Genomic DNA, 22,152 nt, shown 5'->3' with positions numbered 1-22,152 from the left:
GCCTCGCAGGTCTCGGTTCGGGAAGGTCAGGTCAGGGGGAAGACGACGGTGCGCAGGGGGGTGACGGCACCGGTGACCGGCTGGTCGTGCACGTCGTGGGGCACCTCGTCGAGGATCTCGGAGTCGTAGACGACGGCGTACACGGGCGGGCACTTCTGCATCGAGCCGAGCGTGCGATCGAAGTAGCCGCGCCCCCAGCCCATCCGCATGCCGGTGCGATCCACCGCGGCGGCCGGGATGAGCAGCAGATCCACCTCGTCCAGCGCCATCGGGTTGAGGATCTCGCCGGTGGGCTCGGGGAGACCATGCAGGCCGGTCGTGATCTCCTCGTCGGATCCCGCCACCGCCCAGTCGAGGAGGCCGTCCTCGCGGGTGATCGGCAGCAGCACGCGGATGCCGCGGGCCAGCGCCTCGCGGATGAAGGTGCGCGTGCCGGGTTCGGTCGTGGTGGAGAGGAAGCAGGAGATCGAGCGGGCGCCGGTCGTGGCGATCAGCTCGTCCAGACGGGCCGTCAGAGCGGTCTCGGCTGCGGCGCGCTGCGGGTCGGACAGCAGACCGCGGCGCTCGCGTAGATCGGCGCGCAGTGCGCGTTTCGCATGGTCGATCTCGCCGGGCATGGCCCCGATTCTACCGGGGGCCCGCGCGTGTCGGCTGAGGGCCGGATCCGCGCCCGCGCCCGTAAGCTGAGCAGATGACGAAGGCACGCATCAAGGCGGTGATCCCCGCGGCCGGCCTGGGAACGCGCTTCCTTCCCGCCACGAAGGCGATGCCCAAGGAGATGCTGCCGGTCGTCGACAAGCCCGCGATCCAGTACGTGGTCGAGGAAGCCGTGGCCGCGGGCATCGAGGACATCCTCGTCATCATCGGGCGCAACAAGAACGCCATCTCCAACCATTTCGACTCCGTGCCGGAGCTGGAGGGCAAACTGACGCAGAAGGGCGACCACAGCCGCCTCGCCCGCGTCGTCGCGTCCAGCGACATGGCCGACATCCACTACCTGCGCCAGGGCGAGCCCAGGGGGCTCGGACATGCCGTGCTGCGCGCGCGCACGCACGTCGGCGAGAGCTCGTTCGCGGTGCTGCTGGGCGACGACCTCATGGACGAACGCGATCCGCTGCTGACGGCGATGATCGCCGAACATGAGCGCAGCGGCGCGGCCGTGATCGCGCTCATGGAGGTGGATCTCGACCAGATCCACCTGTACGGCACGGCGGCGGTGGATGGCGTGCCGGACGGTGCTGCGGGCGACATCCGGCATGTGACCGGGCTCGTCGAGAAGCCTGCGCGCGATGAGGCGCCGTCCAACCTGGCCGTGATCGGCCGCTACGTGCTTCCCGCGTCGATCTTCGAGATCCTCGAGCGCACTCCGCCGGGGAAGGGCGGGGAGATCCAGCTCACGGACGCGCTGCAGGAGCTCGCCGCGGATCCGGACGGACCCGGCGTGCACGGCGTGATCTTCCGCGGGCGCCGCTACGACACGGGCGATCGCCTGGAGTACATCAAGGCGATCGTGCAGCTCGCCGCGGACCGCGATGACCTCGGACCGGACCTTCGGGTCTGGCTCAAGGAGTTCGCCGAGAGGATCTGAGCGGATCGTGGACGTCTCAGCGCCGATGCGGCACGGACCGGTCGAACTCCGGCTCATCCGCACCAAGGACGCGCGCCCGCTGCAGCACGAGCTCGTCACCAACCGACGCTGGCTGCAGCCGTGGGAGGCGACGCTGCCCGGCCTGCAGACCGGCATCGACATGCGGGTGAGCATCCGGCGCCTACTGCAGCAGTACCGCGACGGCAGCGGCTACCCGTTCGTGATGGAGTACGACGGGAAGATCGCCGGGCAGCTCAACATCTGGGGAGTCATGCGCGGATCCCTGTGCTCGGCAACCATCGGGTACTGGGTCAGCGAGCGATTCGCGGGACACGGGATCACCCCGGCCGCCGTCGCGATGGCGACCGACCTGGCGTTCTCCGACCTCGGACTGCACCGGATCGAGATCTGCCTGCGGCCGGAGAACCGGCCGAGTCTGCGGGTCGTGCAGAAGCTCGGTTTCCGCTATGAGGGGATGCGCCGGCGGTTCATCCACATCGACGGCGACTGGCGCGACCACCTCGCGTTCTCGCTGGTGCGTGAGGATGTGCCCGAGGGCGTGCTGAACCGCTGGGCCTCGGGACGCGTCCCTGCCGAGTGGGCGGCAGTGCCGGCCTCGGACCTGCCGTCGACCGGCGCGACGGGTGAGGCCGGAGGGGTGCCCCCGACCCGTGTGACGGGCGGATCCGGCCTGCGTGGCGAATCGGGCGTCCAGAGCTGAGCGCGATTCGTCGGTGAAGCCGCTCAGCCCTCGACGGGCTGGGCAACGGGCTCCGGGGTGGGGCGGCGGATCCCGATCCACGACACGACCCCGCCGACGGCGAACAGGGTGGCGGTGACCCAGGTGGCGCTGTGGAAGCCCGGCAGATTCAGCGTGCCGCCGACGATGGTCGAGAGCATCGCCACCACGAGCAGCCCCGCCACGCGCGAGACGGCGTTGTTGACAGCCGAGGCGATCCCGGACCGGTTCTCGTCGATCGATCCGAGGATCGCCGACGTGAGCGGGGCGACCGTCAGCGACAGGCCGATGCCGAGCACGATCATCGCCGGCAGCACCTGCCACCAGTAGTCGAACTCCTCCGAGACCAGGAGCAGCAGCAGCGTCCCCGCGGCCATGACCAGCGGGCCTCCCGCCATGAACAGGCGAGGCCCCAGCCGTCCGGCGAGGCGGCCCACGCGCGAGCTGAGCAGGATCATCAGGATGGTGATGGGCAGGCTCGCGAGGCCGGCCTCCGTGGCCTTGAGCCCCGCGCCCTGCTGCAGGTAGACGCCGATCACGAATCCGTTCAGCGACAGGGCCGCGTAGACGAAGAGGGTCGACAGGTTGCCCCAGGCGAAGTTGCGTACCCGGAACAGCGACAGCGGCATCAGCGGGTGCGGGCGGCGCTGGCGCAGCAGGAAGACGACCAGCAGGGCTGCGCCCCCGATCGCGGTGACGAGGATCACGGGGGAGCCCCAACCCTGATGCGGCTGCTCGATGAGCGCATAGACGACTCCGCCGAGGCCGATCGCGCAGAGCGCCCCGCTGAGCCAGTCCACCTGCGAGGTGCGCTCGTGCTCCGGCAGGCGGAGTCGGCGCAGGAGCAGGAGCGTGACGGCGATCGGGAGCACGTTGATGAGGAACACGAAGCGCCAGGAGAGCAGGTCCACGAACAGTCCGCCGAGCAACGGGCCGACCAGCTGCGCGGCGGTCGTGAACGCCGTCCACACCCCGATCGCCCTGGACTGCACCTCGCCGCGCATCACGGCCGTGATCAGGGCGAGCGAGCTCGGAACGAGCAATGCCCCCGCGGCGCCCTGCGCGGCGCGGGCGATGATGAGCACCAGGGGAGTGGGCGCGGCCGCGACGGCGATCGAGGCGATGCCGAACGCGATCAGTCCGATCCGCATCACCAGCACTCGCCCGTAAGCGTCGGAGACGGATCCGGCGAGCAGGATCAGAGCGCTGAGCGTGATCAGATAGGCGTCGACCGCCCACTGCTGGGTGGTGATGCCTCCGCCCAGTTCACGGCTGATCGCCGGCAGGGCGACGGTGACGACGGTGCCGTCGAGGAAGGTGACGAACGACGCGAGGACGGCGACCGCGATGACGAGGCGCTGCAGAGGGGTGAACGAGGCCACGTGGCCGACCCTACTCGCCGTGGCGGACATCGGGGCGGCGGCAGGGCTGCGTGGCCCGGCCTGGGCTCGGCGTGCGCGTGTCGGCGCGGTCGCGGGCGGGCCGTCGCATACCGTGGAGGGCATGAACGGGCCGGTGCTGAGCGGGGGCGTGATCGTCCTGGTCGCGGCGCTGCTGTGGCTGCTCTACTTCCTGCCCTCGTGGCGGGGGCAGCATCAGTACGACGCCGCCGAGCGCAACGCGCTGCGCCTGAACCGTGCCCTGCGGGTGCTCGCGGAGACCAGCGAGGCACCGCGCGAGGTGCAGCTCGAGTTGAACGCCCGCACGGCCCTCGCCCAGCAGAAGCTGGCGAAGAGGCTGCAGAGCGACCGCGAGCAGGCGGATCTGCAGCGGCTGCGCGAGCAGCTCGCCGCCACGCACGCCGATCCGGCGTTCCTGCGAGCCCGTGCTCGCCGCCGTACGCGACTCGTCGCCACGGTGATGTTCGTCCTCGCGCTCGCCGCGACCGGCGTGGGTGTCTGGCAGCTGGTCGTCGGCGGTTCCTCGATCCTCCTCTGGGCCGGTGGCGCCGTCGCGCTGCTCGCCCTCCTGATGCTGCAGCGGATGGCAGCCGTCGCCCGGCGTGCGGCCCGCCGCTCGGTGCGCATCGTGGCGGCGCCCGCCGTCGACGACTCGTCCGTGCGCGAGACCGAGCTGCACGACCAGGGGCCCCGCACCTGGACGCCGCGCACGCTGCCCGAGCCGCTGACCTCGGTCGCCGGCTCCCGCGCGCACGCGGCGCGCGCCACGATCGACGCTCAGGCGCTCGCACGCGAGGCCGCCCGCGCCGCTGAACTGCAGCGCAAGGCGGATGAGCTCGCCGCTTCGCAGGCGCCCGTGCCGATGCCCGTACCTGCGACCGCGCCGGAGTCGCCGTACGCACGGATGGGCTACGTCGACGACGCCGAGATCGAGGCGCACGTGCGGCGACTGCTCGCCGAGCGCGCCGCGGGCTGAGCCGGATCCGACACGCCCGGCGGGCGTGGCAGGCGCCGCCGATGACGAGTGCGGCCGGATGCCCGTGCTAGGCTGATCTGGTTCACGGGCCCATGGCGCAGTTGGTAGCGCGCTTCGTTCGCAATGAAGAGGTCGGGGGTTCGAATCCCCCTGGGTCCACCGGAACAAGAGGCCCCGAGCAGTCGCTCGGGGCCTCTTTCGTGCTCGCCGCGACCTGCGGCGGGCCCGTCCGCGACCGTCCCGATTCGCCGGGTCGCGGGCCGCAGAGGATGATGGATCCCATGGGTGAAGCCTGCGGTCCCGACTGCGCCTGCGGCGCGCCGCCTCGCGACGTGCTGTCCGGCGGGCGCGCGGCGCTTCCGCTGCTCGGCGCGCCGCGTACGGGCGGAGCAGCCCCGGCCGGGCGCCATGCGATCGCGCAGGCGCGGATCCCCGCCGGAACGTTCGTCATGGGCGACTCCTCGGGCGATGAGAACCGTGGAGACGGTGAGACGCCCCGGCACACCGTCGCGCTCGAGGGATACGCGATCGACGCGACGACGGTCACGAACGCCGACTTCGCCCGCTTCGTCGAGGCGACCGGTTACCGCACCGAGGCGGAGACCTTCGGCTTCTCGGCGGTGTTCCACCTCGCGGTGAGCGCTCCCGATGACGACATCATGGGCCCCGCCGCCGGCACGCCATGGTGGTACGGCGTGCGCGGGGCGGACTGGGCGCACCCGGGCGGATCCCGCTCGGATCTCGACGGGCTCGCCGACCACCCGGTCGTGCACGTGAGCTGGAACGACGCCGCCGCGTACTGCGACTGGGCCGGCCGCCGGCTGCCCACCGAAGCCGAGTGGGAGTACGCCGCGCGCGGCGGCCTCGACGGGGCGAAGTACCCGTGGGGCGACCAGGAGCCCGACGACGGAGGCTGGCGCACGAACATCTGGCAGGGGTCGTTCCCCCGTGAGAACACGCTCGAGGACGGCTGGCTGACGACGGCCCCGGTGCGGGCCTTCGCCGCCAACGGGTACGGGCTGTTCCAGCCGGTCGGCAACGTCTGGGAGTGGTGCGCGGACTGGTTCGATCCGCGGGCGTACGAGCGCTCGGCCGAAACGGATCCCCGAGGTCCGTCGCTCGGCATGGCGCGCGTGCTGCGCGGCGGCAGCTACCTATGCCACATCTCCTATTGCAATCGCTACCGCAACTCCGCGCGCAGTTCCAACACTCCCGACTCGTCGATGGGCAACGCCGGATTCCGCACCGTCTCGCTCCGAACGGAGAACGCATGAGCACCAGTCGCTTCCCCCGGCGCGTCTACGACCGCGGCGAGGAGCCGGACGCCCGGTTCACGCTCGCCAACGAGCGCACGTTCCTGGCCTGGATCCGCACGTCGTTGGCGTTGCTCGCGGGCGGCGTCGCGCTCGAGGCCCTCGGGCTGGGCATGCACCCCGGGTTCCGGCACGCCGCCTCGATCCTGCTCATCGTGGCGGGACTGCTGACACCCGTGCAGGCCTGGCTGGGCTGGATGCGCACGGAGCGTTCGCTGCGGGAGTCGACCCCGCTGGGTCCGCCGTGGATCGCGATCCCGCTCGTCCTCGTGGTCGTCGCGACCGGGATCCTGGTGCTGCTCGGAGTGCTCCTGGCATGACCGGGGGTCCCGAGCGGGTCTTCGACCCCGGCCTGCAGCCCGAGCGCACCGCCCTGGCCTGGCGGCGCACCGCGCTCGCGCTCGCCGGCGGATCCGTCGTGATCATGCGGATCCTGCCGTCGGTGATCGGCGCGGCGGCGCTCGTGCTCGGGTTCGCGGGCCTCGCTCTTGCTCTGGTCGTGCTGGTCGGCTCGCACCGCCGCTACCGGCGTCAGCACCGGGCGCTCACCTCGACCGAACCGGTCGTGCTGCGCTCGGGCTGGCCGGTGGTCGCGCTGACGGCGGCGACGCTGCTCGTCGGGGTGCTCTGCCTGCTGTTCGTGCTCGGCCGCGGCTGAGGAGCGCCGTCGGGCGCTGAGGGTGTCCCGTACGGCGGAGACAGGGGTCCAGGGCGCTACGGTGGCGGGGTGGAGACTCTCGACCCGCTGCCCGACCGCCCCGCCCCGGACAATCCGCAGGGCAAGCTCGTGCTGCTGCGCCATGGCGAGACCGAATGGTCGCGCAGCGGCCGGCATACGGGTCGTACGGACATCCCGCTCACCCCGCGTGGGGAGGAGCTGGCCCGGCACGCGGGCGCGCTCGTGACCGGCTACGATTTCCGACTCGTCCTGGCCTCACCGCTGGAGCGAGCTCGGCGCACGGCCGAGCTCGCCGGACTCGAAGCCGAGGTCGATCCGCTCCTCGTGGAGTGGGACTACGGCGGCTATGAGGGGCGCACCACGAAAGACATCCGCGCTGAGCTGGGCTACAACTGGAGCGCCTTCACGCACGGTGTGGTCCGCGGAGAGACTCCGGGGGAGACTGTCGAGGAGGTCGCCGCACGGGCTTCGCGGGTGCTCACCCGGGTGCTGCCGGCCATGGTGGACGGCGATGTCGCGCTGATCGCGCACGGCCATTACCTGCGGATCCTGACGGCCGTGTTCCTGCGCCAGGCTCCGCGCTTCGGGGCCGCGATCACGCTGGATGCCGGATCCGTCTCGGTGCTCGGATTCACCCGCGAGCAGCCCGCGATCCTGGCCTGGAACCATGGCCCGCAACTGCCGTTGGAGCCCTCCGAGTCCTGAGAGGAATCGAGCGAGCCCTTCCCTCATTCGAAGATTTGTTCTCGAATGAGACATGGCCATCATCGATCCGTACCTCGTCCGCAGTGACGGGATCCTGGACCGATGCCGCGAGATCGACCGTCGGATCGCCGCCCTCGAGGCGGAGAAGTCGGCCCTGCTCGGAGCGCGGGTGCAGCTGCTGCTCGACGAGATTCCGCCCGGTGCCGACGGTTACGAGAGTGCCGAGCGGTCGATGCTCGCGGAGGTCTCTGCAGGGCTGCGCATCTCCCGTGCTGCTGCGGCAAGGGCGCTCAGCACGGGTTGGTCGTTGAACGACCGATTTCCGGCGACGAGGGCCGCGCTCGCTGCAGGAGAGATCTCCCTGCGGCACGCGGTCGTGATCGTGCAGGCTGCGGCACCGCTCGACATCGCGGATGTGGGCGCGCACCATCGGTACGAGGCGCTCGTGGTCCCGTGCGCAGCCGCGGAGACGGCGCCGCGTGCGGAGGCTTTCGCGAAGTCTGCGGCCGCGGCGGTCGTCCCGCAGAGCATGACCGAGAGACATCGCCGTGCCCGCGGCGATCGGCAGGTGCGGGTCACCGATGTCGACGATGGGATGGCCTGGTTGGAGATCCTGATGCCCTCCCTACTCGCGCATGCCGCCCAGGATCGCCTGACGGCGATCGCCCGGCGGATCCGGTTGACCGGCGCCGCCGAGGTCGGCGGCGCGTTCCGCGGTCCGCATGCCCCGCAGGTGGGGCAGGAACTCACCGACGACGACTGGCGACGGCTGGAGCTGTTCGCATCGATGGCGGACGACCTCCAGGAACCGGCCCGTGATCCTCGGTCTCTCGATGAGATTCGCGCCGACATCGCGACGGATCTGCTGCTCGCCTCCGAGACCGATCTGATGCACGGGAGCGGAATCGACAGCATCCGCGCCACCGTGCAGGTCACGATCGCCGCACCGACCCTGACCGGTGCCGACGACCGGCCCGCCGAGCTCGACGGGTACGGTCCGATCGATGTGGACCTCGCCCGACACCTCGCGGCGACCGCCGGTGTGTGGGACCGGCTGTTCCTCGACGCTCGCGGGATGCTCACCCGCACCGACACGTACGCCCCCACGGAGCGGATGCGACGATTCCTGCGAGCCAGGGATCAGCGCTGCCGGTTCCCGGGGTGTCGGATGCCCGCCCGTCCCTGCGACATCGACCACAACCACGATCACGCCGAAGGCGGCCCCACCGATCTCGGCAACCTGTGCTGCCTGTGCCGCGGACATCATGCGCTGAAACACCCCGACCTCGACGACCGCTGGCGATGGCGCGCGCTCCAGCGGCCCGGCGGCGTCATCGAATGGATCAGCCCCGACGGTCACGCCTACGTCGACGAACCCCCACGGCGCGTCGCATTCGTCTGACCGGCGCCAGCACTTCCCACGTCCTGACATCTCACGAAGGAGTCCATCATGACCGCAGAATCGATCGTACGCAGGTACCACCTCGCCTGGACGAGCGGGGATGTCGACGGCGCCATGGCGCTCGTCGCCGACGACATCGTGTGCCGCGCGCCCGGGGGAGACCTGCGGGGCAAGCAGGCGTACAGCGCCTTCATCGCCGGGTTCGCCCCACGGCTCACCGGCATCGAGGACATCGCATCCTTCGTGGACGACGATCGTGTCGCCCTGTTCTACTACCCGCAGACCGCGGCGACGTCGACCGCGCCCGCCGCCGAGCTGTTCACGGTCAGCGGCGGGCTGATCAGCGAGACCGTGCTCATCTTCGACCGGCTCTCCTACGGGCCACCGCCGCAGGACCGAGCGCGCGGATGAGGTCGACGCCGGGCATGCTTCCGGGCGATCGGCAACCCGGATCGTCGCCCGCTACAGTGAGCCCATGACCGCCCCTCCGATGACCCGGCGTCCGCTGGTCGTCACGCTCGTCGTCGTGCTCACCGCGCTGAACGGCATCGGCAGCGCACTGGTCGGCACCCTGATCCTGCTGAGCCGATACGACGTCCCCGCGGGGGACGTGCTCGCCGTGTCGTTGATCGGGGCGGGCGTGATCCTGTTCGGGCTGCTGACCCTCGCCGTGGCGGGCGCGATCGGCCGCGGTAGCCGCCTCGCGCGGCTCCTGGCCACGATCTACCTGGGCGTGCAGCTGCTGCTCGCGGCGCTCTCGTTCCTGCTCACCGACTGGGACGCCTGGAGCATCGTCAGCGTCGCGATCGACCTGCTCACGCTGTTGGCGCTGTGGCTTCCTCCGGGGGCGCGCTATTTCGCGCGTCAGCCGCAGCCGCAGCCGCAGCCGCAGCCAGAGCACCGGTCGCAGCCGCATCCCGCCCAGGGGTGAGCGCGCGCAGTACGAACCGGGTGTGCACGAACCGCACCACCTCGATGCCGCAGATCGTGAGGATCGTGATCGCGGCGACGAGGTAGGCCGCGTCGCGTCCCGGATCCGCGAGCGCGAAGAACGTGGTGGCCAGCGGCACCGTGAACACCACGACGAGCGCGAGGAACATCGCCCCGATCACCAGCACCTTGAGGCGCGTGACCGGACGCGACAGCACCGTGAGCACCCAGATCCCCACGATGGCGAGGATCAGGGTCGCTCCCGTGCGCAGCTGTTCCGCAGGTACGCCGAGATCGGTCGCGAGGCGTGCGTACAGCGTCAGCGCGAGTGCGATGAGCACTCCGGCGGGGATCGCGAAGCTCAGCGAGCGGCGCAGGAACCCCGGCACGTACCGCTGGGCGTTCGGCATCAGGGCGAGGAAGAACGCGGGGATCCCGATGGTCAGTCCGTCGGTGATGGACAGCTGACGCGGCAGGAACGGGAACTCCATCACCAGGCAGCCGAACAGGATCGCGAGCCCCGTCGCATAGGTGGTCTTGGTGAGGAACAGCATCGACACGCGCTCGATGTTCGCGATCACCTGCCGACCCTGCGCGACCACATCGGGCAGATGCGAGAACTGGCCGTCCAGCAGCACCAGGCGTGCGACGGCCTTGGTGGCGGGGGAGCCGGAGTTCATCGCGATGCCGATGTCGGCGGTCTTGATCGCCAGTGCGTCGTTCACGCCGTCGCCGGTCATCGCCACGACGTGCCCGCGCGACTGCAGTGCCACGACCATGCGCTTCTTCTGCTCGGGCGTGACACGGCCGAACACGAGGTGCTCCTCGAGCACCTGCGCGAGCTCGGTGTCGTCGTCCGGCAGGCTCCTCGCATCGAATCCGTCTGCGGCATCGAGCCCGACTTCGCGGGCGATCGCCGCGACCGTGCGCGGGTTGTCGCCGGAGATGATCCGGATCCCCACACCCTGCTCGCGGAAGTACGCGAGCGTCGAGGCGGCATCCGGTCGCACCTGCTCCCGGAAGGTGAGCACCACGACGGGCACGAGGTCGTCCGGCAGCGTCTCGGCCGCGATCTGCGCATCGGAGAGCGCGACTCCTGCCCTGGCGAGCACGAGAGTGCGTCGGCCGGTGTCGGAGAGGGTCGTCACCAGCGCGCCGAGTTCGCCGGAGGCATCGGTCGCGGCGTCGCCGAACACCATCTCGGGAGCGCCGAACACCCAGCTCTCCGCGGATTCTCCGAACGAGACCGCGCTCCACTTGCGCGCTGAGGAGAACGGGATCGTGGCAGGGTCCGTTCCGCCCGCTGCCGGGGCGGGGAAGGAGCCGCGCAGGGCACGCGCCGTCGCGTTGGCCTCGGGCGCCGCGGCATACCAGCCGAGCACGCGCTGCCAGCCGTGGACGGCCTCGCCCGCGCCGGCCACGGGGTGCGCCTCGTCGAAGGCGATCTCGCCCACGGTGAGCGTCCCGGTCTTGTCCAGGCACACCACGTCGACGCGGGCGAGACCCTCGACCGCGGGCAGCTCGTTCACGAGCACCTTCTGGGCGGCCAGCCGAGCAGCGCCCACGGCGAAGGCGATACTCGTCATCAGCACGAGGCCGAGCGGGATCATCGCGGTGAGCGACGCGATCGTGTTCACCACCGCCTGCACCCACGCGCCGGTGCGGAAGGCCTTCTCGTAGCCGCCCACGACCATGACCTGTGCGTTGAACACGAGAAGCCCGATCGGTCCGATGAGCCAGCTCATCCAGCGCAGCACGCGGTCGACCGAGGTGCGCAGCTCACTGGAGACGAGGGAGAAGCGCTTGGCCTCACCCGCGAAGCGGTTCGCGTACGAGTCTGCGCCCACGCGTACGACCTGCGCCCGCGCCTCACCTGCGACGACGACGGATGCGGACAGCAGCTCGTCGCCCGGGAGCTTGTCGACCGGATCCGACTCGCCCGTCAGCATCGACTCGTCGACCTGCATGCCGCGCGTGGTCAGCACCTGCGCGTCGGCGGGGATCTGATCCCCGGCGCGCAGGACCAGCACGTCGTCGAGCACGACCTCTGCGGAGGCGACGTCGTGCTCCTCGCCCGCGCGCAGCACGGTCGCGTGCGGGGCGTTCAGCAGCGCGAGCTTGTCGAGCGCGGCCTTGGCGCGGAATTCCTGGATGCAGCCGATGATGGCGTTGCCGAACGCGGCGAAGCCGAACAGCGCGTCCTGCCAGCGCCCCACGAGGAAGAGCACGAAGAAGCACGCGAACACGATCCCGTTGAACAGTGTGAACACGTTGGCACGCACGATGTTCCAGGCGCTGCGGCTGGTGTCCGCCTGATAGGCGTTGCTGCGGCCGTCCGCGAGGCGGGCGGCGACCGCGGCGTCATCCAGGCCGGTCGCGGAGTTCGTCGCAGCGGTGTGCGTCTGTGCGGTCACGAATCGGCCCCCTCGGTCGTCGCGTCGCCACCGGCGCCGCTGGTGTCATGTCTATCGGTCCGGCTGCGGCCCGTCGAGTCCGATCGGCCCCGCGAGCGCACGTGCTCGGGTATCAGGACTTCTCGGGCAGGTTCTCCGGCGCCGGGATCTCCTCGGGGCGATAGCGCGGCAGTCGCGAAGCCGGAAGGGCGGCGATGGCGCTGATGCCGGCCAGCACCAGGAAGCCGAACTTGAGCGTGCGCAGCCTCTGCTCCTCGTTGATCGCGACCGCCGCATCGATCTGCGCGGGTGTCGCATCGGTCTCCTCGAACTTCGCCTTCAGAGCGTCGTTGCTGAGGAAGTTCACCTGGTCGAGGTCGACCTGGGTCATGATCTCCGGTGGCAGATCCTCGTGCGCGGCGACGGCCTGCGTGAAGCCCATGCTGAGCAGGGTCACCAGGAGTGCGCCCATCACCGCGGTGCCGACGGCGCTCGCGAGGTTCTGCGTCGTGCCGCGGATGGATCCGACGTCGCCCGCGAGCGTCTTCGGCGCCGCTGTGACGAGCACGTTGAACACGAGCGTGACGAGCGATCCCTGTCCGATCCCGAACACGACGAGCCCGAGGATCGTGGGGAAGGTCTCCCAGTTGTTCGTGACGACGAGCGACAGCCAGATCAGGGCGACGGTGGTCAAGGTGAACGAGAACAGCGCGATCGTGCGCGGGGCGAAGCTCTTGTAGAAGCGCACGATGAGCGTCGCCGTCACGAAGACGGTGAGATTGAACGGCATCATCGCGAGCGAAGTGTCGAACGGAGTCCGCCCCTGGACGACCTGGATGTACGTCGGCACGGTGAAGTTCACCGCGGCTTCCATCGCCACGATGATGAACATCGCGTACACCGCGGCACGCTCGGAGCGCTTGCCGAGCACGCTCAGGTCCACCAGCGGCACCCGGCCCAGACGCATGCGTCGCCGAGTCCAGAGGAAGAACGCCTGGCCGAAGACCACGCCCACCACGACGAACAACGGGGCGGGGGAGAGCCCGAGCACGGTGAAGGGCGCACCGGGCTCGGCGAGCAGGATCCCCCAGGCGTTGAGGTTGTTGAATCCCAGCGTGAGCAGCACCACCGCGGCGCCGATCAGCACCGATGCGACGAGGTCGATTCGGATGGCGGGGTTGCCGCGGTCGCCGCGCAGGCCGAAGCTCAGCGCGAACACGGCCACCGCGAGGGCGAGCGTGATGAAGAACACCGGCCGCCACCCGACGAGCGTGCCCAAGGTGCCTCCGATGAGAAACGCGCTGATGCCGGAGAACGCGCGGGCGGAGCCCAGAGAGCCGACCGCGGTCGCCTGCTGCGCGCCGCGGTAGTTCTCCGCGATGAGCGCGACGAGCGCGGGCACGATGATCGCCGCGGAGGCGCCCGCGAGGACCTGGCCGCCGATGGCCCAGCCGATCGACGACGCCGTGATCATCATCACGCTGCTCAGCGCGAACACGACCACCACGATGCGGAAGATCAGCACCCAGCCGACTCTCTGCCCGAGCTTGGCGCCGGTCATCACGAGCGCCGCGACGGCCAGGCCGTAGACGACGATCGTCGAACTGGTCGTGGTCGGCGGCACGCCGAAGTCCTCGACCATGCCGCCGAGCGAGATCGGCAGGGCCGCGACGTTGAAGGACATCAGCACCTGGGCGAGGAAGAGTCCGATCATCGGAGCCCAGGAACGGCGCTCCTCGGCGGCGGTGCCGGTAGGGGTGGTGAGGTCGGTCATCGTGACTCCTTCACAGCGAGGGGATCCGTTCCGGCGCCGGGGCCGAAGGCATCGCGGGGTGCAGAGGCGAAGAGGTTGAGCCCGAGCGCCCGCGAGAGGAAGGCACAGGCCCGTTGCCCGCGCACGCTGTTGCCCGCTTCATCGAGACGAGGGGAGAACGCCCCGATGGCGCCCTTCCCCGGAGCGATCGCGACGATGCCGCCGGAGACGCCCGACTTCGCCGGCAGGCCGATCTCGAAGAGCCACTCGCCGCTGCGCTCGTACATGCCGCACGAGGCGAGCAGGGAGAGCGTGTCGCGCGCGGTCTCCGCGGAGACGACCCGCTCACCCGTGAGCGGGTTCACGCCGCCGTCGGCGAGGGTCGCGCCCATCGCGGCGAGGTCGTCGGCCGTGACGGCGAGCGAGCACTGCCGGGTGTAGATGTCGACGGCCTCATCCGGGGAGATCGCGAGACGGTCGTAACTCTGCAGCAGGCGCGCGAGTGCGTGGTTGCGGTGGTTCGTGAACGATTCCGACCGGTACACCTCGCCGTCGAGGGCGAGCGGGCGGCCGGCGAAGCGGCTCAGCCCCTCGCGGATCCGCTGCCATCGCTCGTCGGCGTGGGCGCCGGGGACGAGCGCCGTCGTGGCGATCGCGCCGGCGTTCACCATCGGGTTCATCGGGCTGCCGTCGTTGAGCTCGACCGCTACGACGGAATTGAACGCGAGCCCCGTGTTGTTCACGCCGACGGCCTCACGGATCGTTCCGTGCCCGAGTTCATCCGCCGCAAGGGCGAACACGAAGGCCTTCGAGATCGACTGGATCGAGAAGGCGATGCCGACATCGCCCACCGCGTGCGTGCCGCCCGCGACATCCGTGACGGACAGGCCGAACCATGCCGGATCCGCTTCTGCCAACAGGGGGATGTAGTCGGCCACGATCCCGTCGTCGTGCGCTGCGTATCGAGTATGAGCCTCGGCGACGAGCTGGTCGATACGGGCAGCGTGCGGCAGCGCGCCGGTGGAGCTGAGCTGCGGGACATCGTCGACATCGGCCTGGAACACGTCGTCTCCTCTGACGGCACCAGTATTCCGCAGAGCCCTCTTCCGCGACAGGGCGACCCTCAGGTCGGCGCGCCCGGATCGCCTCACGGCGTCGGAGGAGGCAGTCCGCGGGGCGGGTCAGTCGGCGACGTCCGGGTCGCCTTCCTGCGCGATCGGAGGCGGTGACGGCGGCGCCGGGATCGCGCCGGTATGCCCCTCGGCCTCGTAGTCCGGACGCGGCGGCTGCCGGCGCTGGTGCGCCCCCTCGCCCCCGAGCCGTCCGCCGTAGGGTCTGCCGTGGTCGGCGAACTCGTCGCGCACGAACACGAACCGCCAGCCACCGGCGGTGAAGCGCGCGCCAGTGTGCAGGGTCTCGACCGGGCGGCCCTCCTCCTCGGCGGCCTTCGCGATGTTCGCGCTGGTCTGTCCCGGGCCGATCATCTCCAGGTCGTAGTCGTCGTGACCGTCGTGACGGATGATCGCGTGCACCGCCGCGATGCCCTCGAGCCGGATCTGGCAGTCCGCGCCGGATCCGATCCGCGTCTCGTCCTCGGTGATCTCATGCACCAGATGCGTGTCGTCGAAGGTGATCAGCAGGTGAGGATGCCCCGCGCCCCAGTCGGCGTGCGTGGTGGTGCCGCGCTGCTCCTGCGTGTTCATGTCGGACCTCCTTCGCGGAGTCCGGGCGGCGTGGATCATCTCTCCAAGACGCTCAGCGGGGTGTCGCCACGGGCTCTCGCCTATCGCGATCGTAGCCCCGTCCGGGGCCTCCGGCGCCGGTTCCGGGAAACCGTTCGGATACTCCACGGATGGGGTCGTTGAACGTCACCTCGACGCGCTGCGCTCGCTCAACACGAGTCTTCGTGAGACGAAACGCGGCGCCCTACGTGAGCACCGCGTTTCGTCTCGGTCGCCTGCAGCGTCCTCGCTCAACCACCCCGGGTGGGGGCCTGCGGCGTCCTCGCTCAACCACCCCGGGTGGGGGCCTGCAGCGTCTTCGCTCAACGGCCCCGACGAGGAGAACGCCCCTCAGCCGTGGTGGTCGTGCTGATGGCCTTCAACGTGCGCGTGGCCGCCGTCGGAGCCGTGGCCCGCGCCGTGGTCGTGTCCGCACCGGCACTCGCCGTCGCCGCACGCGCAGGCCGCGCCCTTGACCGAGCGCGGAGCGTCGAGCGACGGGTTGCGGTCGAAGAACCCGAACGGCTTGAGCCAGAACGAGATCGTGTCGGCCGGCATGATCGGCCAGTCCTCAGTCCGCGTGATGTGGTGGATCCCGAAGTTGTACCAGAGCACCACGTCCTCGTCGACGAGGTTCTCGTCATCCGCGATCCACGCCGTCATGCCGTTGCCGAGGTCGTCGACGGCCTGCGTCGGATAGTCGCCCGCGGGCCAGAACTGGTCGTCGTGGTGCCGCGTCACCCAGACGGTCTTGCCGATGACCGGGTTGCGCTTCAGGATCGGCGAGGACTCGTCGAACATCGCGGGGAACGATGCGGACGGCACGAGCTTGTACGCGACGGGTGCTCCCCACGCATTGAGCTTGTTCGGGTTCTGCACCTTCCAGCCGCGCTGACGCTCCCAGTCGAAGCTGCGACCCGCCTCCGCCTCGGAGCGGATGACCGTGGCCTGCGTATGCAGGTCGAGGCCGAACGGGTTCGACTCGGAGATCGGCGCGGGCATCGAGTCGGACTCCACGACGGTGTTGCCGTCCCCGTCGATGTCCAGGTCGAGGCGAGCGATGAGGAAGTGCTGGTGGAACGGCGCGTAGGTGCGGGTGTCGATCGTCGTCCCCGTGGCCTTTCCGTCCTGCCCCTCCGCCATGGGCGTCGTCACCATGATGCCGGTGGCGCGCACCTCGCACTCGATGTTGCCGTCCTGATAGAAGCGCCAGTAGACGAGGTACTCGTAGTTGGCGACGGTGGCGTGCACGGACACGACGAACCGGCGCTGGCGGCGCACCTCGGTGCCGGAGTCGGGGTCGACGTGCTTCCACAGCACGGCGTTGTCCTCCTCGTGCAGGCAGATCGCGTTCGTGATCGTCCAGGGCTGACCGGCGGTGTCCGGCAGGACCGCATCCAGGTAGGTGATCTCGCCGAGGCAGTCGCAGCCGAGCTCGAGCGAGGTGCACATGTATCCGAGGCCCCACTCGCCGATGTCGAAGGCGGTGCGCCGGTAGTGGTCGAAGCTGGAGTCGCGGTAGGGCACGATCATCTCGGCGAACGACATGCGGTACGCGACCTCGCGCCGGGTGCCCGCATCGTCGAAGCCGACCTGGTAGATCACCGGCCCCTCGCGGTAGTTGAACCCGAGCCGGAAGTCCCAGTTCTGCCAGCGGATCCGGGATCCGTCCACCTCGAAGGAGACCCCCTCGGGCTGCACGATCTGCAGCGGCGTGAGGTCTTCCCGCGGCGTGATGCCCGCCAGCTCCGGCACGTACTCGCCGTGCACCTCGGGGAAGCCGTAGTCGTGGTGGTCCTCGATCTCGAGCACCTCGAGGGTGTTCATGTCGACGATGATCTTCAGCCCGCTCACGGGGTGGGCGTAGGGGTTGCCGTCCGGCGTCGCGCGCATCCACAGATCCACCCAGCCGAGGCGCCGATCGCGCCACTTGTCCGGGATCACGGCGCCGCCATACGTCCAGACGTCGAACAGCACGAGGTCGACGTCGTCGATCCCGCGACCTGCCAACGCGGCGCGCACCTCGGGGTTCGCCTTCATGGCGTGATCGCAATCGTGGTACTCGTCGATCGTGAAGTTGGGGGTCACGCCCGGCACATGCGTCCACGACTCCACGACGTCGGCGGTGAGGTTCACGACAGCCTCGTAGACCTCGTTGGTCTGCTTGCGCCACAGCACCGCGAGCGAGCGCCGCACGATCGGATCCCCGTCGCGCCAGGCCTTGACCTCGGTCTTCGGCGGCTCCTTGAGGATGATCGAGGCGTACCGCCAGCCGGCGTCGATGCCGTGCTCACGGGCGAGCACGGCGGCGGTGGCGGAGAACTCCGCCCCGGTGAGCGAGTCCAAGGGGTGCGATGGCGTGGGCTGCTGCGACATAGAGGTCCCGATCGTTCGATCTTCGGGGCGCGCACCGATGCGCGCCGGGTGCCTCCGAGTCTGCCATCGACGCCCGTCGCGGCGACAGGGCCGATCTGCGCTCGCCCGGTTCGGATCAACGGCTCTCCGCGAGCTCGCGCTGCTGCTCCGGCGAGAGCGACATGAAGTACCGCAACTGCTCGGCGCTGACCTGGTAGATGGTCGGATGCGCGCCCACCGGGATGGTGGAATGCAGGATCCGGTCGGCGTACACGTGCACGAGGTCGAAGCCCTGGCCGCCGTCGACGCCGCGCATGTCGCCGCCTTCGGCGACGATGTCGGCCGTGTAGCAGGTCGCGGGCGCGGCGGTGACCGGGATCCCCGCGAACGTGCTGTGCGAGGCGTAGTGCAGGTGTCCGGCGATGACGGCGCGCACATCGGTACCTGCGAGCACTTCGGCGAACGGATCCTGATCGCGCAGCTCGGTCATCGCGAGGAAGCCGAGCGGCATCGGCAGCGGCGGGTGGTGCATCGCGATGACGGTGCCGCGCGGCGCGGGAACCGCGAGCACCTCGCGCAGCCACGCGAGCTGGTCGGTGCCGATCTCGCCGTGGTGGTGGCCGGGTACGGTGGAGTCGAGCACGATCAGGCGCAGGCCGTCGAGGTCATGGACCTCGTCGACGGGAGCGGTGGATCTTTCCTCATCGCGCAGCCCGGCCCGGAACGCCGCGCGCTCGTCGTGGTTGCCCATGACCCACACGAGGCGGGCGCCGAGGTCGGCGGCGACGGGCTCGAGCAGGTCGCGGACGCGACGATAGGCGCCCTCGTCGCCCGTGTCGGCGATGTCGCCGGTGACGACGATCGCGTCCACGTCGATGCCGCTCGTCGGCAGACGTCGCAGGGCGGCCGCGAGGTTCGCGTCGGCGTCGACCGCGCCGTGCAGGGGCACGGCATCGGCGGTGAGGTGCGTGTCGCTGAGGTGGACGATGGTGGACTCGGGCACGGGGTGCTGGCCGATTTGCATGATGGTCTCCTGGACGGTCGGGGGCGTGGAAAGGGTCAGTGGGGGAGGCTGCGGGAAGGTCAGTGGGCGGAGGTGGGGGCGGACTCGGCACTCACCGCGTCTGGGGCGTCGTCGGCGCGCAGAACTGCGCGGAGCCGGGCGCGCACGTCCGCGTCCACACCGATGCCATCGAGGTAGGCGTCGGCGGATCCGTTCACGAGCACGACCTCCTGCACCGCACCGCGCAAAGCGGGGGCGGGGCTGCTGGCGACGAGTTCGCGCAGATCTCCGTCCAGGGCGACGCCGTAGCGCGCGACGCGGGCCGCCATCCGCTCGACCCAGGCCCCGGCGAGATTCTCCTCGGTGCGGGCGTAGTCGGCGACGACGGTCTCGAGGTCGACGCCGACCGCCAGCAGTGCAAGGGCGATCGCGAGTCCGGTGCGGTCCTTGCCCGCGGTGCAGTGCACCACCGTGGCGCCGCCCTCGGCGATCAGGGTCAACGCCCGGCCGAAGGCGCTGCCGCCGTCGCGCAGCATCATCGCGTACAGGCTGCGCAGATCGGGGACGGCGCCACCGGCCAGCTGCGCCATCGCGTCGCGGACGGATCCGGCCATGATCGACACCCGGTGCACCGCGATGCCGGTGTCAGCGACATCGTCCGGGGCCTCGGCGGCCTCTTCGTCGGAGCGCAGGTCGATCAGTCGCGCGATGCCGAGCGAGACCAGGGCGTCGCGCCCTTCGTCGCCGAGGTGCGCGGGAGCGTCCCCGCGGAACAGCACGCCGGGCCGCAGGCCCGGTGCGCCGGGGGCGGCGGCACGGAAGTTCGCAGTACCGGGGATCGGCAGCGGGCCGGGGAGGCGAGCGGCGTCGAGGAGGTCGGCAGGGGCGAGGGGCTGAGCGGTCATCGAGCGGCTCCATTCGTGAGGGTCGGGGACGGTCGGCGGCTTTCGCCGGGCGCGGCGGCCGGGTGCGGGGCGGTGCCGGCGGGGGCGTCGACGGCCGCGAAGGTCTCTGCCTGGGCGACGGGGCGGCGGAGCGCCGTGGTCCACGCCAGCGGCAGGAGGGACAGCAACGCGAACACCCCGGCGATGGTGAACAGCGCGGCATAGTTGTTCTCGCCGCCGTGGATCGGATCCTTCCCGCCGATGAGCAGGAATGCAGGTGCCAGGGCAGGGGCGAGAGACTGCGGCAGCGTCTTGGCGATGTTGAACACACCCAGGAAGCGGGCGTTCTCGTCGGCGGGGATCGTGCGCAGCACCAGCGCCATGTCGACCGCGTAGAAGCAGCCCAGCGCGAAGCCGCTGAGGCCGCTGCCCACCCAGAACCAGCCGAGGTCGCCGGTGAAGGCCTTCAGGAAGCAGGCGACGGCGACACCGGCGATCGCGACGATCACGAACGGCGTGTAGTCGCGCCGCTTCGCCGCGATGAAGCCGAAGGCGAACGCGGCGATCATGCTGAGCACACCGGTGAGCAGGCTCGCCATCGACGTGGTGGTCGTGGCGCCGCCGGCGTCCATCGCCATGCGCTCCATCAGGTAGTAGAGGCCGAACGTGCCGAAGAGCATGTATCCGAACTGGATGAGGAAGCGCTGCAGCCACACCAGCGCGAACTGACGGTGCTTCGCGGGGTTGAACAACAGCGAGGCGAACACGCCGATGAGCCTCGCCGGAGCGAGTGCCGCGTGCGCCGTCGACGCGTCAGGGATGAAGCGGGCGATGAGGAGGGTGGCGACGGCCGCCACGACCGGCATCACCATGAATGCGAGCACGAGATCGTTCTTGAATGCGGCGGCGATCACGAGCGCGGGAACGAGGCCCGCGATGTTGCCGGCGCCGAAGATGCCGGAGGCCTTCGCGCGCTGGTGGTCGGGTACGAGGTCGGCGATCCAGCCGAACAGCGCGGCCAGGCTCATGCTCGCCGCGATCGTGACCAGCGCCCAGCCCGCCATCAACGTGAACACGTCGCCGGCGAAGGCCATCACGGCGCTGGTGGGCACGAGCAGCGCGGCCCCGGCGATCACCCACGGCCGACGCCGTCCGAAACGCGAACGAGTGCGGTCCGACCAGTAGCCGAACATCGGGGTCACCACCAGGGCGGCGAGGGCGCCCACGGCGGTCACCGTGGCCAGGGCTCCCTCTTTGGTCAGCCCGGCGGGGAGAACGGGCTGCAGCTGCAGCACCTTGAGCGACAGCGAGATGACGAGCGGCGCGATGACGACCGCATCGACGAGCAGCTCGATCAGGGCGATCAGGTAGATGAAGCGCATCGGCAGGGACGGGCGTTCGAGCGCGGCGGCCGGGGCGGTCGGGGCGGACATGGCTTCCTCTTTCGGGTCGGGCGGAGCCGGGGCGGGCCGGCCGGTGGGGCCGGCGCGGGCGATCGGCGAGTGCCGACGGGGAGAGTCAAAGCCACGCTCATGAACCTCGCCGATAAACCTGGTGAACACTCAGTAAATTGTGTGCGGGGTCGGATCCGCACCCTCCGCCGTGTCGATCAGGACGGGCACAATGGTGGGGATGAGCGAGAACATGAGCGCTGCCCGCACACCGCGAACCGGGGGAGAGGCGACGGCCCTTCCGCGCCGCGCCACGCAGCGCCGCCGCAACAGGGCCGGCGAGGAACGACGTGAGGCGGTGCTGGCGGCGGCCATCGACCAGTTCGGTCGCTTCGGATACGCCGGCACGTCGATCGCGTCGATCGCCCGCGCGGCCGGCATCACCGACTCCGGGGTGCTGCATCATTTCCCCAGCAAGATCGCGCTGTATCGGGCCATTGTGCTCGGTCGAGGGGCCCGATTCGTCGCGGCGTTCGGGGACCCGACGACGCTCGACGAGCTGTTCGACGCGCTCGCCGCCGGAGTGGCGGCGTCCCTCGCGGATCCGGCGCTCGTGCGACTGCAGGCGATGCTCACCGGGGAGATGCTCATCGAGGGGCATCCGCTGCGCGACGAATACCTGGAGAGTCAGCGCAGCGGGCTGGACGGGCTCTCGGCGAAGCTGAGAGCCGTGGCTGTGGCGGACGGGCACGGCGAGATCGACGCCGAGCGTCTCGCGCTGCGCGTGCTGGCGATGCTCAAAGGACTGCGCGCCGAGTGGGCGGCTCTCCCGGACCACCTCGACCTGGCCGAGGCGTCCGCCGAAGCACTCGCCGTCCTGCGCGCCGCGCTGCGCTGAACCGGTCGGCGCCGTTCCCGCG

Annotated in this window: 21 protein-coding genes and 1 tRNA gene; 12 read left to right on the top strand and 10 right to left on the bottom strand. The window is 70.4% G+C overall.

What is annotated here, in order from left to right; all coding sequences use genetic code 11:
* Positions 1–26: 26 nt before the first annotated feature.
* Positions 27–617 (bottom strand): 5-formyltetrahydrofolate cyclo-ligase, encoded by a 591-nt coding sequence (locus tag LXM50_RS11430; RefSeq protein ID WP_233311445.1) that lies wholly within the window; start codon positions 615–617, stop codon positions 27–29.
* A 74-nt stretch (positions 618–691) separates the two neighbouring features.
* Here LXM50_RS11430 and galU point away from each other — a divergent pair, with 74 nt between their 5' ends.
* The gene (gene galU / locus LXM50_RS11425; RefSeq protein ID WP_233311444.1) at positions 692–1,588 is read left to right on the top strand and encodes a UTP--glucose-1-phosphate uridylyltransferase GalU; all 897 of its coding nucleotides are present in this window, start codon (positions 692–694) and stop codon (positions 1,586–1,588) included.
* A gap of 25 nt (positions 1,589–1,613) precedes the next feature.
* A complete protein-coding gene (locus LXM50_RS11420) occupies positions 1,614–2,309 on the top strand; it encodes a GNAT family N-acetyltransferase (protein WP_233311562.1) in 696 nt (231 codons plus the stop codon).
* A gap of 23 nt (positions 2,310–2,332) precedes the next feature.
* Here LXM50_RS11420 and LXM50_RS11415 read toward each other — a convergent pair whose 3' ends face one another.
* Positions 2,333–3,709 (bottom strand): MFS transporter, encoded by a 1,377-nt coding sequence (locus LXM50_RS11415; RefSeq protein ID WP_233311443.1) that lies wholly within the window; start codon positions 3,707–3,709, stop codon positions 2,333–2,335.
* 19 nt (positions 3,710–3,728) lie between these two features.
* On the opposite strand from LXM50_RS11415, the gene LXM50_RS11410 reads away from it, so the two are divergent.
* From LXM50_RS11410 to LXM50_RS11370, 9 genes are all read left to right on the top strand, one after another.
* Positions 3,729–4,703: a hypothetical protein gene (locus LXM50_RS11410; protein ID WP_233311442.1), complete on the top strand. Its 975-nt coding sequence runs from the start codon at positions 3,729–3,731 to the stop codon at positions 4,701–4,703.
* Between the two features lie 86 nt (positions 4,704–4,789).
* Positions 4,790–4,862, top strand: a tRNA-Ala gene (locus LXM50_RS11405).
* Between the two features lie 122 nt (positions 4,863–4,984).
* Positions 4,985–5,977, top strand: a complete 993-nt coding sequence (locus tag LXM50_RS11400; RefSeq protein WP_233311441.1) for a formylglycine-generating enzyme family protein — start codon at positions 4,985–4,987, stop codon at positions 5,975–5,977.
* Positions 5,974–6,336, top strand: coding sequence for a YidH family protein (locus tag LXM50_RS11395; protein ID WP_233311440.1), 363 nt, complete (start codon positions 5,974–5,976; stop codon positions 6,334–6,336). Before LXM50_RS11400 ends, LXM50_RS11395 begins: the two co-directional genes overlap by 4 nt.
* Entirely contained in the window at positions 6,333–6,674 is a 342-nt protein-coding gene (locus LXM50_RS11390; protein ID WP_233311439.1) for a YidH family protein, read from the top strand. Before LXM50_RS11395 ends, LXM50_RS11390 begins: the two co-directional genes overlap by 4 nt.
* Positions 6,675–6,743: 69 nt before the next feature.
* A complete protein-coding gene (locus LXM50_RS11385; RefSeq protein WP_233311438.1) occupies positions 6,744–7,400 on the top strand; it encodes a histidine phosphatase family protein in 657 nt (218 codons plus the stop codon).
* A 52-nt stretch (positions 7,401–7,452) separates the two neighbouring features.
* The gene (locus LXM50_RS11380; protein WP_233311437.1) at positions 7,453–8,802 is read left to right on the top strand and encodes an HNH endonuclease signature motif containing protein; all 1,350 of its coding nucleotides are present in this window, start codon (positions 7,453–7,455) and stop codon (positions 8,800–8,802) included.
* A gap of 48 nt (positions 8,803–8,850) precedes the next feature.
* Positions 8,851–9,213: a nuclear transport factor 2 family protein gene (locus LXM50_RS11375; RefSeq protein ID WP_233311436.1), complete on the top strand. Its 363-nt coding sequence runs from the start codon at positions 8,851–8,853 to the stop codon at positions 9,211–9,213.
* A gap of 64 nt (positions 9,214–9,277) precedes the next feature.
* Complete coding sequence (locus LXM50_RS11370) at positions 9,278–9,733, top strand: hypothetical protein (RefSeq protein WP_233311435.1); 456 nt, start codon at positions 9,278–9,280, stop codon at positions 9,731–9,733.
* Here LXM50_RS11370 and LXM50_RS11365 read toward each other — a convergent pair.
* The 8 genes from LXM50_RS11365 to LXM50_RS11330 form a co-directional block, all read right to left on the bottom strand.
* Positions 9,618–12,146: an HAD-IC family P-type ATPase gene (locus LXM50_RS11365; protein WP_233311434.1), complete on the bottom strand. Its 2,529-nt coding sequence runs from the start codon at positions 12,144–12,146 to the stop codon at positions 9,618–9,620. The genes LXM50_RS11370 and LXM50_RS11365 overlap by 116 nt on opposite strands.
* Positions 12,147–12,258: 112 nt before the next feature.
* Positions 12,259–13,899, bottom strand: a complete 1,641-nt coding sequence (locus LXM50_RS11360) for an MFS transporter (protein WP_233311433.1) — start codon at positions 13,897–13,899, stop codon at positions 12,259–12,261.
* Complete coding sequence (gene glsA, locus LXM50_RS11355) at positions 13,896–14,942, bottom strand: glutaminase A (RefSeq protein ID WP_233311432.1); 1,047 nt, start codon at positions 14,940–14,942, stop codon at positions 13,896–13,898. The genes LXM50_RS11360 and glsA overlap by 4 nt, the downstream gene beginning before the upstream one ends.
* Positions 14,943–15,059: 117 nt before the next feature.
* Entirely contained in the window at positions 15,060–15,581 is a 522-nt protein-coding gene (locus LXM50_RS11350; RefSeq protein ID WP_233311431.1) for an FHA domain-containing protein, read from the bottom strand.
* 369 nt (positions 15,582–15,950) lie between these two features.
* Entirely contained in the window at positions 15,951–17,975 is a 2,025-nt protein-coding gene (locus LXM50_RS11345) for a primary-amine oxidase (protein ID WP_233311430.1), read from the bottom strand.
* 115 nt (positions 17,976–18,090) lie between these two features.
* On the bottom strand, positions 18,091–18,978 hold the full coding sequence (locus tag LXM50_RS11340; protein WP_233311429.1) for a metallophosphoesterase: 888 nt from the start codon (positions 18,976–18,978) through the stop codon (positions 18,091–18,093).
* Between the two features lie 59 nt (positions 18,979–19,037).
* Entirely contained in the window at positions 19,038–19,862 is an 825-nt protein-coding gene (locus LXM50_RS11335; RefSeq protein ID WP_233311428.1) for a tyrosine-protein phosphatase, read from the bottom strand.
* Complete coding sequence (locus LXM50_RS11330; RefSeq protein WP_233311427.1) at positions 19,859–21,274, bottom strand: MFS transporter; 1,416 nt, start codon at positions 21,272–21,274, stop codon at positions 19,859–19,861. Before LXM50_RS11330 ends, LXM50_RS11335 begins: the two co-directional genes overlap by 4 nt.
* Before the next feature lie 199 nt (positions 21,275–21,473).
* On the opposite strand from LXM50_RS11330, the gene LXM50_RS11325 reads away from it, so the two are divergent.
* Complete coding sequence (locus LXM50_RS11325; protein ID WP_233311426.1) at positions 21,474–22,130, top strand: TetR/AcrR family transcriptional regulator; 657 nt, start codon at positions 21,474–21,476, stop codon at positions 22,128–22,130.
* The last annotated feature ends 22 nt before the right edge of the window (positions 22,131–22,152 follow it).

The sequence above is a fragment of the Microbacterium sp. Au-Mic1 genome (genome assembly GCF_021341785.1).
GTDB lineage: Bacteria > Actinomycetota > Actinomycetes > Actinomycetales > Microbacteriaceae > Microbacterium.
Note: the sequence above shows the minus strand (reverse complement) of the source record. Positions and strands in the feature narration are given on the sequence as shown.

What these genes read in the sequence shown, in the direction of transcription:
- LXM50_RS11430 (WP_233311445.1), bottom strand. Translation starts at nt 617, where the DNA reads ATGCCCGGCGAGATCGACCATGCGAAACGCGCACTGCGCGCCGATCTA.
- galU (WP_233311444.1), top strand. Translation starts at nt 692, where the DNA reads ATGACGAAGGCACGCATCAAGGCGGTGATCCCCGCGGCCGGCCTGGGA.
- LXM50_RS11420 (WP_233311562.1), top strand. Translation starts at nt 1,614, where the DNA reads ATGCGGCACGGACCGGTCGAACTCCGGCTCATCCGCACCAAGGACGCG.
- LXM50_RS11400 (WP_233311441.1), top strand. Translation starts at nt 4,985, where the DNA reads ATGGGTGAAGCCTGCGGTCCCGACTGCGCCTGCGGCGCGCCGCCTCGC.
- LXM50_RS11395 (WP_233311440.1), top strand. Translation starts at nt 5,974, where the DNA reads ATGAGCACCAGTCGCTTCCCCCGGCGCGTCTACGACCGCGGCGAGGAG.
- LXM50_RS11390 (WP_233311439.1), top strand. Translation starts at nt 6,333, where the DNA reads ATGACCGGGGGTCCCGAGCGGGTCTTCGACCCCGGCCTGCAGCCCGAG.
- LXM50_RS11380 (WP_233311437.1), top strand. Translation starts at nt 7,453, where the DNA reads ATGGCCATCATCGATCCGTACCTCGTCCGCAGTGACGGGATCCTGGAC.
- LXM50_RS11375 (WP_233311436.1), top strand. Translation starts at nt 8,851, where the DNA reads ATGACCGCAGAATCGATCGTACGCAGGTACCACCTCGCCTGGACGAGC.
- LXM50_RS11370 (WP_233311435.1), top strand. Translation starts at nt 9,278, where the DNA reads ATGACCGCCCCTCCGATGACCCGGCGTCCGCTGGTCGTCACGCTCGTC.
- LXM50_RS11360 (WP_233311433.1), bottom strand. Translation starts at nt 13,899, where the DNA reads ATGACCGACCTCACCACCCCTACCGGCACCGCCGCCGAGGAGCGCCGT.
- LXM50_RS11350 (WP_233311431.1), bottom strand. Translation starts at nt 15,581, where the DNA reads ATGAACACGCAGGAGCAGCGCGGCACCACCACGCACGCCGACTGGGGC.
- LXM50_RS11345 (WP_233311430.1), bottom strand. Translation starts at nt 17,975, where the DNA reads ATGTCGCAGCAGCCCACGCCATCGCACCCCTTGGACTCGCTCACCGGG.
- LXM50_RS11340 (WP_233311429.1), bottom strand. Translation starts at nt 18,978, where the DNA reads ATGCAAATCGGCCAGCACCCCGTGCCCGAGTCCACCATCGTCCACCTC.
- LXM50_RS11335 (WP_233311428.1), bottom strand. Translation starts at nt 19,862, where the DNA reads ATGACCGCTCAGCCCCTCGCCCCTGCCGACCTCCTCGACGCCGCTCGC.
- LXM50_RS11330 (WP_233311427.1), bottom strand. Translation starts at nt 21,274, where the DNA reads ATGTCCGCCCCGACCGCCCCGGCCGCCGCGCTCGAACGCCCGTCCCTG.
- LXM50_RS11325 (WP_233311426.1), top strand. Translation starts at nt 21,474, where the DNA reads ATGAGCGAGAACATGAGCGCTGCCCGCACACCGCGAACCGGGGGAGAG.